Origin of the sequence: Massilia sp. CFBP 13721 (assembly GCF_014842025.1) — a bacterium.
Taxonomy (GTDB): Bacteria; Pseudomonadota; Gammaproteobacteria; order Burkholderiales; family Burkholderiaceae_D; genus Telluria.
Genome location: NZ_JACYUY010000005.1, coordinates 279,937 through 289,115, shown reverse-complemented (window position 1 = coordinate 289,115; position 9,179 = coordinate 279,937). Strand labels below are relative to the sequence as shown.

Genomic DNA, 9,179 nt, shown 5'->3' with positions numbered 1-9,179 from the left:
CATTTTAACTTTGCCAAAAGCGGACATTTCTAATTTGCCTTTACAGGGTGGGCTCTCGAGCCCACGCGTTTTCGTGCGGTAGGGTATCCACCGCCGGTAGCAAGTTCATGCAACGACGGCGTAACGTAGGGCGGGCATGCCCGCCGTTTCGTGCCCATGCACACCCGACCAATCGCTTACGCCGCCTGCTTCAACGCCTCCTCACCGCGCAACACGCGCGCCGCCGCCACCATGTTCTGCAGGGCCGCGCGCGTTTCCGGCCACGCCCGCGTCTTGAGACCGCAATCCGGATTCACCCACAGCTGTGCCGGCGCGATCACCTCGGCCGCCTTGCCCATCAGGCGCAGGATGGCGTCGACCGTCGGCACGCGCGGCGAGTGGATGTCGTACACGCCCGGTCCGATCGCGTTCGGGTAGGCGAATTCGCCGAAGCCGCGCAGCAGTTCCATGTCGGAGCGGCTGGTCTCGATGGTGATGACGTCGGCGTCGAGCGCGGCGATCTGCGGCAGGATGTCGTTGAACTCGGCGTAGCACATGTGGGTGTGCAGCTGAGTGGTGTCGGCCACGCCGCAGGCGGCGACGCGGAAGGCGTAGGTGGACCAGTCCAGGTAGCCGTCCCAGGCGGCGCGGCGCAGGGGCAGGCCTTCGCGCAGCGCCGGCTCGTCGATCTGGATGATGCCGATGCCGGCCGCTTCCAGGTCGGCTGCTTCGTCGCGGATGGCGAGCGCGATCTGCAGCGCGGTCTGCGCGCGCGGCTGGTCGTCGCGCACGAAGGACCACTGCAGGATCGTCACCGGTCCGGTCAGCATGCCCTTTACCGGACGCGCGGTGAGACTCTGCGCATAGGCGCTCCAGGCCACCGTCATCGGCGCGCCGCGGGCGACGTCGCCGAACAGCACCGGCGGCTTCACGCAGCGCGAACCATACGACTGCACCCAGCCGTTGGCGCTGAAGGCGAAGCCGTCGAGCTGTTCGCCGAAGTATTCGACCATGTCGTTGCGCTCGGCTTCGCCATGCACCAGCACATCCAGGCCGAGGGCTTCCTGTTCGCGCACCGCATGTTCGATCTCGCGCCGCATCGCCGCTTCGTATTCGCCCGCCGCCAGTTCGCCGCGTTTGAACGAGGCGCGTGCCGCGCGGATCGCCGCGGTTTGCGGGAAGGAGCCGATGGTCGTGGTCGGGTACAGCGGCAGATTGAAACGCCCCTGTTGCGCAGCCTGGCGCACCGTGAAGGGACTGGCGCGGCGGTCGGCGCCGGGCGGCAGCGCGGCGGCACGGGCGGCGACAAGCGGATTGCGTACGCGCTCGCTGTTGCGGCGACCGTCGAGTGCGGCGCGGGCGGCGCGCAATTCGAGATAGATGCTGCCTTCGCCCTCGACCAGCGCCCGGCGCAGCAACTGCAATTCGTCGAGCTTTTCGCGGGCGCCGGACAGCCAGCCGCGCAGTTCGAGGTCGATGGCGGCGTCGTCGCGCAGACTGAACGGCACGTGCAGCAGCGAGCACGATGGCGCCAGCCACAGTTCGCCGCGGCGGCGCATGGCCAGCGGCCGCAGGCGCGCCAGCGCGGCGTCGAGGTCCGCGCGCCAGATGTTGCGGCCGTCGACGATCCCGACCGACAGCACCTTGGTCTCGGGCAGCCAGTCGGCGATCGATTGCAGCTCGTGGCCAGCGCGCACCGCATCCACGTGCAGTCCGGCGACCGGCAGCTTGCAGGCCATGCTCAGGTTTTCCTCGAGCGGCGAAAAATAGGTCGCCAGCAGCAGCGGCAGCTGGGCCGTATTCAAGGCCTGGTAGGTGCGTTCGAAGGCGAGGATCCAGGCGCCGGGCAGGTCGAGGCCGAGGATCGGTTCGTCGACCTGCACCCAGTCGGCGCCGGCTTCCTTCAACTGCACCAGCAGCTGCACATAGGCCGGCAGCAGGGCGTCGAGCAGGTCGAGCTTGTCGATGCTGTCGGCGCCGCTCTTGCTCCTACCTTTGCCCAGCCAGAGGAAGGTGAGGGGACCGATCAGCGCCACTTTCACACGATGGCCGAGCGCGCGCGCCTGCGCCACCTCGGCCAGCAGGCGTTCCGAAGCGAGCGTAAAACGGGTGGCGGCATCGAATTCCGGCACCAGATAGTGGTAGTTGGTATCGAACCACTTGGTCATCTCCAGCGCCGCTGTTGCAGCACCGTGGGCGCCGCCGCAGCAGGCATCCGTATGGTCGCGGGCGACGCCGCGCGCCAGCGTGAAATAGCGCGCCAGCGGCGTTTCGCTGCCGTCGAAGCCGAAGCGGGCCGGCTCGCAGCCGAACAGCTGGACGTGGTTGGCCACGTGGTCGTACAGGGCAAAGTCGCCGACGGTGACGAAGTCGAGGCCGGCGGCGCGCTGCTCGTCCCAATGGCGTTCGCGCAGGGTGGCGGCGGTCGCTTCCAGTTCAGCTTCCGTCAATTCGCCGCACCAGTGGCGTTCGAGCGCCACCTTCAGTTCGCGTTGCAGGCCAATGCGCGGATAACCCAGGGTATGAATTTTGATCATGATAATCGCAATGTGTATGAAGAATGCTATCGATTATCGGCAGAGCTGGTGCATAATTCAAACGACAAATTTTGCTGATCACCTGAAAAATATTCATGGCCATCTCTCTTCTCGAATTGCGCCACCTGCGCACCCTACTGGCCCTGAAAGAGGCCGGCACCATCTCGCGCGCGGCCCAGCTGCTGAACGTGACGCAATCGGCGCTGTCGCACCAGGTGCTGGCACTGGAACGCCAGTACGACGCCGTCCTGTTCGAGCGCAAGTCGGCGCCGGTGGCATTTACGGCGGCGGGCCAGCGCCTGCTCGACCTGGCGCGCCAGGTCTTGCCGCTGGTTGGCGCCGCCGAACGCGACCTGGCGAGGATCGCCAGCGACGGCAGCGGCAAGCTGCGCATCGCCGTCGAATGCCATACCTGTTTCGATTGGCTGATGCCGTCGATGGATGCGCTGCGCGAGCGCTGGCCGGAAGTCGAGCAGGACATCGTCTCCGGCTTCCAGGCCGACCCGGTCGGCTTGCTGCACCAGGACCGCGCCGAAGTGGCGATCGTCTCCGAATTCGACGAGAACGAAACCGAGATGGTGTTCCATCCGCTGTTCGAATTCGAGATGGTCGCCATCGTGCCGCTCGGGCACCCATGCCTGGCCAGGCCGCACCTGGTGGCGCAGGATTTCGCCGGCCAGGCATTGATCACCTACCCGGTCCCGGACGACATGCTCGACCTGGTGCGCCAGGTCTTGCGCCCGGCCGGTGTCGAGCCGCCGCGCCGCACCACCGAGCTCACCGTCGGCATGCTGCAACTGGTGGCGAGCGGCCGCGGTTTCGCCGCGCTGCCGCTGTGGGCCGTGAACGGCTATCTGGAGCGCGGCTACGTGGCGCGCCAGCGCATCGGCCCGGAGGGACTGACCGCGCGCCTGTATGCGGTGATCCCGAAACGGCTGGCGGGGAATGCCTACCTGGCCGACTTCGTGCAGGTGATGCGCGAGACGTCGCTGCTGGCGCTGCCGGGGATCAAACTACTGTAGTCGATTCGCCGATCCTGTTCAGCGCCGCCACCGCGGCCGCGTCGAGGCGCAGGCGGCCCGCCGCCACGTTCTCGCGCAGGTGCGCCAGCGACGACGTACCCGGAATGACCAGGATATTCGGAGAACGCTGCAGCAGCCAGGCCAGCGCCACCTGCATCGGCGTCGCGCCCGCGGCGGCGGCCACCTCGTTCAGAGTGGTCGATTGCAGCGGCGAGAAGCCGCCCAGCGGGAAGAAGGGCACGTAGGCGATGCCTTGCGCGGCCAGCGTGTCGATCAGCGCATCGTCGCCGCGGTGGGCCAGGTTGTAGTGGTTCTGGACGCAGGCGATCGGCACGATGCGCTGCGCCTCGGCCACTTGATCGGCGTCGACGTTACTCAGGCCGATATGGCGCACCAGTCCTTCGCGCTGCAGGCCGGCCAGCACTTCCAGCGCCGCGCCGATCGAGGAACCGTCGGCGCCGTCCAGCCCCGGCGCGCGCAGGTTGACGAGGTCGAGCGCTTCCACGCCGAGGTTGATCAGGTTGCTGTGCACGGCGTCGCGCAATTGCTGGGGCGCGGCTGCCGGCACCCAGGCGCCATCGGGTGCGCGCAGGAAGCCGATCTTGGTCACCAGGTGCAGGCCGGCGGGGTAGGGATGCAGCGCCTCGCGGATCAGCTGGTTGGTGACGTAGGGACCGTAGAAATCCGACGTATCGATGTGGTTGATGCCGAGAGCGACCGCCTCGCGCAGTACGGCCAGCGCTGCGGCGCGGTCTCGCGGCGGCCCCCACACGTGCGGGCCGGCCAGTTGCATGGCGCCGTAGCCGATGCGTTTGAAGTGGAGATTGGTGCCGGCGGGGGTGAAGCTGTCGATGGTAGTCATGGCGTTCCTCGTTGGGTAAGTATCTGCATACTAACGAGGATCATTGCATGTGATAATCCGGGTAATCGCGCACGGGCCGTGCCGAAATCCGCACAATGAGGACACCATGACGACCGACCTGCCTGCGCTGGCCGACCTGCCGCTGTTTGCCCTGGTGGCCGAGCACCGCGGCTTTCGCCAGGCCGCGCGCGCCAGCGGCCAGTCGGCCTCGAGCCTGAGCGAAGCCGTGCGCCGCCTGGAAAAGCAGCTCGGCATCCGCCTGCTGCTGCGTACCACGCGCAGCGTGGCGCCGACCGAAGCGGGCGCCTTGCTGCTGGCGCGGCTGCGTCCCGCGCTCGACCAGGTCGCCGGCGCGCTCGACGTACTCAACGAGCTACGCGACAGCCCGCGCGGCACCCTGCGCCTGAACGTGCCGGTGAGCGCGGCGCGCTCCTTCCTGCAGCCCGTCGTCGAACGCTTCCTGACGCGTTATCCGGACATCGTGCTCGACATCGTCGTCGACAACAACTTCGTCGACCTCGTCGCCAGCGGCTGCGACGCCGGCATCCGCTACGGCGAACGCCTGGAACAGGACATGATCGCGCTGCCAATCGGACCGCGTACCGAACGCTTCGCACTGGCTGCAGCGCCGGCCTACCTGGCGCGGCGCGGCGTGCCGCAGCATCCGCGCGAACTGCTGCAGCACGCCTGCCTGCGCGGCAAATTCCTCAGCGGCCTGGTGTTCCCATGGGAGTTCGAGCGCGACGGCCAGCGCCTGACGGTCGACCCCAGCGGCCCGCTGATCGTGACGCCGACCGTCGCCGACATGGCGGTGCAGGCCGCGGTGGCCGGGCACGGCCTGGTCTACTTGTTCGAGGACTGGCTGGCGCCGTTCATGGCGTCGGGCCAGCTGCAGCCGGTGCTGCGCGAATGGTGGCCGCGGTTTCCGGGGCCGTATCTGTATTACGCGGGGCGGCGCCATTTGCCGGCGCCGCTGCGGGCGTTCATCGACTTCGTGCAGGCAGCTAACGAAGATGGGCATCCACATCGCGCGGATCGGTCAGCGTAAGCAAGCCCTTGGCGATGTACAGCACGACCAGGATGCCGACGATGTCGCCGGTGGCCATGGCCAGCAACGCGGTCCAGTCGACCAGCCCGGTCTGCACCCACATGAACGCATGGTGGGAAACAGGGCTCATGAGGCCGCATAGCACGCCGGTGAACAAGAGCCGCTGCGCCGTCAGGTTCGCGAGGCGCGGACCCAGGTCGAACCAGTGTTTCGCAAAAAGATAGGCAAGATAGGGGCCACCGGCGCCCGCCAATGCACCACTGAGTGCACGCACTTCATCCTGGAAGACGAAGTGATGGAAGTTGAGGTAGAGGCCGACCAGCAGCAAGCCGACGAAGCCGGCGAATCCAAACAGCAGGGTGGACAGGAGGCGGATGCCGGCCGGCAGGAAGACCCAATTGATGCCGTTACTTTGCTCGAGCCAGATGAACGCGGCTTCATTCACCCAGTTCACTGCGAGAAACACAGTGATCGTGATGCCAACGTTCCTGAGATGCTTGATGGCGCTTGTTTTCAGGTCGGCCATGGTAGTGTGAGGGGGAGTTTCGCGTTGCCTTTTGAGAATGTATTTTAACGTGGCGCGTTCAATAATACTTTCCCGATGAAAACCTGCATGCCGACCTACCATCCCTATCCCGACGACCATGGCCAACCCGTCCTGTTGCGCCACCCCAGCACCCCGACGCCGCTCGCCGCCTGGACCGATCCCGCCACAGCCGCAACCGTTATCCCGGGCGGCGATATGCCGTCCGCCTTGAACGGCATCGCCTTCGCGTCATGGCACGACGTGCCCACCGACGACGCGGGCTGGAACGGCGTTCCCGGCCAGCTGGACTTCGAGGAGCCGCCGTTCGCCGTCGTGCCGGGCAAGATGGCGGCGGCCGGCGTCGTCGTCGAGGAAGCCGACGGCAGGATCTGGCTGGTGGCGCCATCGAACCGCTTCGGCGGCCACGCGGCGACCTTCCCGAAAGGCCGCATCGATGGCGGCGTCAACCTGCAGGCTTGCGCAATCCGCGAAGCCTTCGAGGAATCGGGGCTACAGGTGCGGATCACCGGCTGGTTGGCCGATTCGAACCGGACCCTGAGCTATACCCGTTATTACCGGGCGCAGCGCAGCGGCGGCACGCCGGCGGACATGGGCTGGGAGACGCAGGCGGTGCATCTGGTGCCGCGCGCGCAACTTGCAGCATTTCTGACCCATCCCGGCGACCAGCCATTACTCGAAAAACTCAATCGAGCCTGATCTCTTTTGCCTTGATCACCTTGCCCCATTTTTCGCGCTCGGCCCTGGCGTAGGCGGCCATCTCGTTCGGGCTGCCCGGAATGGCTTCGAGTCCCAGCGCCTGGAAGCGCGCTTGCACCGCTTCGGTAGCGATCGCCTTGCGCAGGGCCTGATTGAGCGCCCCAACGGCGGCGGCGGGCGTCTTCGCCGGCGCCACCATGCCCTGCCAGGCGTAGGCTTCGAATCCGCCCAGTCCCTGTTCATTGAGCGTCGGGATGGTCTCGAAATTCTGCACCCGCTTCAGGCTGGCGACGCCGATCGCCTTGAGTTTGCCGGCGCGGATGTGGGCGCCGCCGGCGGCGGTGTCGACGAACATGAAGGGCACCTGGCCGCCGATCACGTCCTGCACCGCCGGCGCCGCGCCTTTATAGGGCGCGTGCAGCAGCGTGACCCTGGCGAGGTCGGAAAACAGTTCGGTTGCCAGGTGATGCGGGCTGCCGGCGCCGGGGCTGCCGTAGGCCACCGGATTCGGCTGTGCCCTGGCCCAGGCCAGGAACTCCTGCAGGTTCTTCACCGGCACCTGCGGATTGACGACCAGGATCATCGGGAAGCGGGCGATGAGTCCGACCGGCACGAAATCCTGTTCCGCGCTGTAGCCCGGCTTCGCATATAAAAACTGGTTGGTGGCCAGGGTGGCGGTATCGGCCGTCAGGACCACGTGGCCGTCGGCTTTCGCCTTGGCGGCATAGGCCGCGCCGATGTTGGTGCCGGCGCCGGGCTTGTTGTTGATGATGATCGGCTGGCCCAGCGTCTTCGTCATTTCCGATGCGACCACGCGCGCCACGACGTCGGACCCGCCGCCGGCCGCGTAGGGCACGACCCATTCGATGGGGCCGTTCGGAAAGGCGAATGCCGTGACAGGCAAGGCCAGCGCGATGGCAGCCATGCGGCGCCGTGTGGTCGTCCAGAAGTTCATGCCGTCTCCATTCCTCGTTGTTTTGTTCATAAACTGTAGCATGGCGCGGCGCGGCTGCCGGCGCCTGAAAAAAATGGGAACTTTATTGCCCTCTCGGCGCAATACAGGACTAGGATCAAGCCGGACGCTTGCCCCAGCACGAGGAATGGAACGACATGCACACTGAAGCCATCGCAATGAACCGGTTCGGACTCGGCGTCCGGCCCGACGAAGCGCTGCCGCCGGCGCCGCGGCGCTGGCTGGTGTCCCAGTTCGAGGCCTACGAAGCGCGTCCCGCGGCATGGCAGGCGCTGGGGTCGACGGCATCGCGGGTACGCGATTTTGCCGCGCACCAGCGTGCGTTGCGCCAGGCGCCCGAGAGCGAACGCGAGGCCCTGCGCGCAGCCTGGCGCCGCACGGAACGCGAAGCCTATCTCGCCGGCGCCGGCGTGCGCGCCACGCTCGCCCTGCAGACGCCGGCCCCGTTCGTGGAACGGCTGGTGCACTTCTGGTCGAATCATTTCGCCGTTTCCGTCGACAAGGTGCAGGCGATGGGCCTGGCCGGCGCCTTCGAGGCCGACGCCATCCGCCCGCAGGTGCTGGGCCGCTTCGACGACCTGCTGCTGGCGGCAGTGCGCCATCCGGCCATGCTGCTGTACCTGGACCAGGTCCAGTCGACCGGGCCGGACAGCCGCGCCGGCCGCCGCGCCGCCCTGCGCCGGAATAATCGCAAGGGGCTCAACGAGAACCTGGCGCGCGAAATCCTCGAACTGCATACGCTCGGCGTGCGCAGCGGCTATACGCAAGGCGACGTGACGGAATTCGCCCGCGCGCTGACCGGCTGGACGCTGCCCGACGCCGCCGCGCAAGGGGAGGCGCAAGGGGAGGCACCGGCAAGCTTCCGCTTCGACGCCGCCATGCACGAACCGGGCAGCCGCACGGTGCTTGGGCGCAGCTACGCTGAAGGCGGAGAGGACCAGGCGCGCGCCATCCTGCGCGACCTGGCCGTGGCGCCGGCGACCGCGCGGCACATCGCCACCAAGCTGGCGCGCCATTTCGTCGCCGACGATCCGCCGCCGGCGCTCGTGCGGCGCCTGGCTGAAACCTTCCGCGCGAGCGGCGGCGACCTGCCCGCCGTTTACCGCGAACTGGCGGCGGCGCCCGAAGCCTGGGCCGCCGAGGCGCTCAAATTCAAGTCGCCCTGGGACTGGGCCGTGTCGAGCCTGCGTGCGCTGGGCCGGCGCGAACTGCCCGGCCAGCAGGCTGTCAACCTGATGAACCAGCTGGGCCAGCCAGTATGGAACCCCGGTTCGCCGGCCGGTTTCGGCGACGTCGCCGCCGCCTGGGCCGCGCCCGACGCGCTGGTACGCCGCGTCGAGATGGCGCAGCGCCTGGCCGCGCCGCTGGGCGCCGTCGTCGATGCGCGCGCATTGGCGCCGCGCGTGCTGCCCGGGACGCTGGGCGAGCCGACGCGCAAGGCGATCGCCGCCGCCGACAGTCCCGCCACCGCGCTGGCGCTGCTGCTGGCCTCACCCGAATTCCTGAGGAGATAAC

8 protein-coding genes are annotated in these 9,179 nt (G+C 67.6%); 4 read left to right on the top strand and 4 right to left on the bottom strand.

The genetic code is table 11. The features are described from left to right. Window positions 1-176: 176 nt before the first annotated feature. Window positions 177-2,516, bottom strand: coding sequence for a 5-methyltetrahydropteroyltriglutamate--homocysteine S-methyltransferase (metE, locus tag IFT60_RS07320; protein WP_192051118.1), 2,340 nt, complete (start codon window positions 2,514-2,516; stop codon window positions 177-179). Between the two features lie 95 nt (window positions 2,517-2,611). Here metE and IFT60_RS07315 point away from each other — a divergent pair, with 95 nt between their 5' ends. Then, window positions 2,612-3,538 (top strand): LysR family transcriptional regulator, encoded by a 927-nt coding sequence (locus tag IFT60_RS07315; protein WP_192051116.1) that lies wholly within the window; start codon window positions 2,612-2,614, stop codon window positions 3,536-3,538. Here IFT60_RS07315 and IFT60_RS07310 read toward each other — a convergent pair. Then, window positions 3,525-4,400, bottom strand: coding sequence for an oxidoreductase (locus IFT60_RS07310; RefSeq protein ID WP_192051114.1), 876 nt, complete (start codon window positions 4,398-4,400; stop codon window positions 3,525-3,527). The two genes, IFT60_RS07315 and IFT60_RS07310, sit on opposite strands and share 14 nt — an antisense overlap. A gap of 106 nt (window positions 4,401-4,506) precedes the next feature. On the opposite strand from IFT60_RS07310, the gene IFT60_RS07305 reads away from it, so the two are divergent. Then, window positions 4,507-5,448, top strand: coding sequence for a LysR family transcriptional regulator (locus tag IFT60_RS07305; RefSeq protein WP_192051111.1), 942 nt, complete (start codon window positions 4,507-4,509; stop codon window positions 5,446-5,448). Here IFT60_RS07305 and IFT60_RS07300 read toward each other — a convergent pair. Continuing rightward, on the bottom strand, window positions 5,405-5,974 hold the full coding sequence (locus IFT60_RS07300; protein WP_192051109.1) for a hypothetical protein: 570 nt from the start codon (window positions 5,972-5,974) through the stop codon (window positions 5,405-5,407). The two genes, IFT60_RS07305 and IFT60_RS07300, sit on opposite strands and share 44 nt — an antisense overlap. Window positions 5,975-6,049: 75 nt before the next feature. On the opposite strand from IFT60_RS07300, the gene IFT60_RS07295 reads away from it, so the two are divergent. After that, window positions 6,050-6,691 (top strand): NUDIX hydrolase, encoded by a 642-nt coding sequence (locus tag IFT60_RS07295; protein WP_229510723.1) that lies wholly within the window; start codon window positions 6,050-6,052, stop codon window positions 6,689-6,691. On the opposite strand, the gene IFT60_RS07290 is transcribed toward IFT60_RS07295, so the two are convergent. Further along, window positions 6,678-7,646: a Bug family tripartite tricarboxylate transporter substrate binding protein gene (locus tag IFT60_RS07290; protein WP_192051107.1), complete on the bottom strand. Its 969-nt coding sequence runs from the start codon at window positions 7,644-7,646 to the stop codon at window positions 6,678-6,680. The genes IFT60_RS07295 and IFT60_RS07290 overlap by 14 nt on opposite strands. Before the next feature lie 155 nt (window positions 7,647-7,801). Here IFT60_RS07290 and IFT60_RS07285 point away from each other — a divergent pair, with 155 nt between their 5' ends. After that, the gene (locus tag IFT60_RS07285; protein WP_192051104.1) at window positions 7,802-9,178 is read left to right on the top strand and encodes a DUF1800 domain-containing protein; all 1,377 of its coding nucleotides are present in this window, start codon (window positions 7,802-7,804) and stop codon (window positions 9,176-9,178) included. The last annotated feature ends 1 nt before the right edge of the window (window position 9,179 follow it).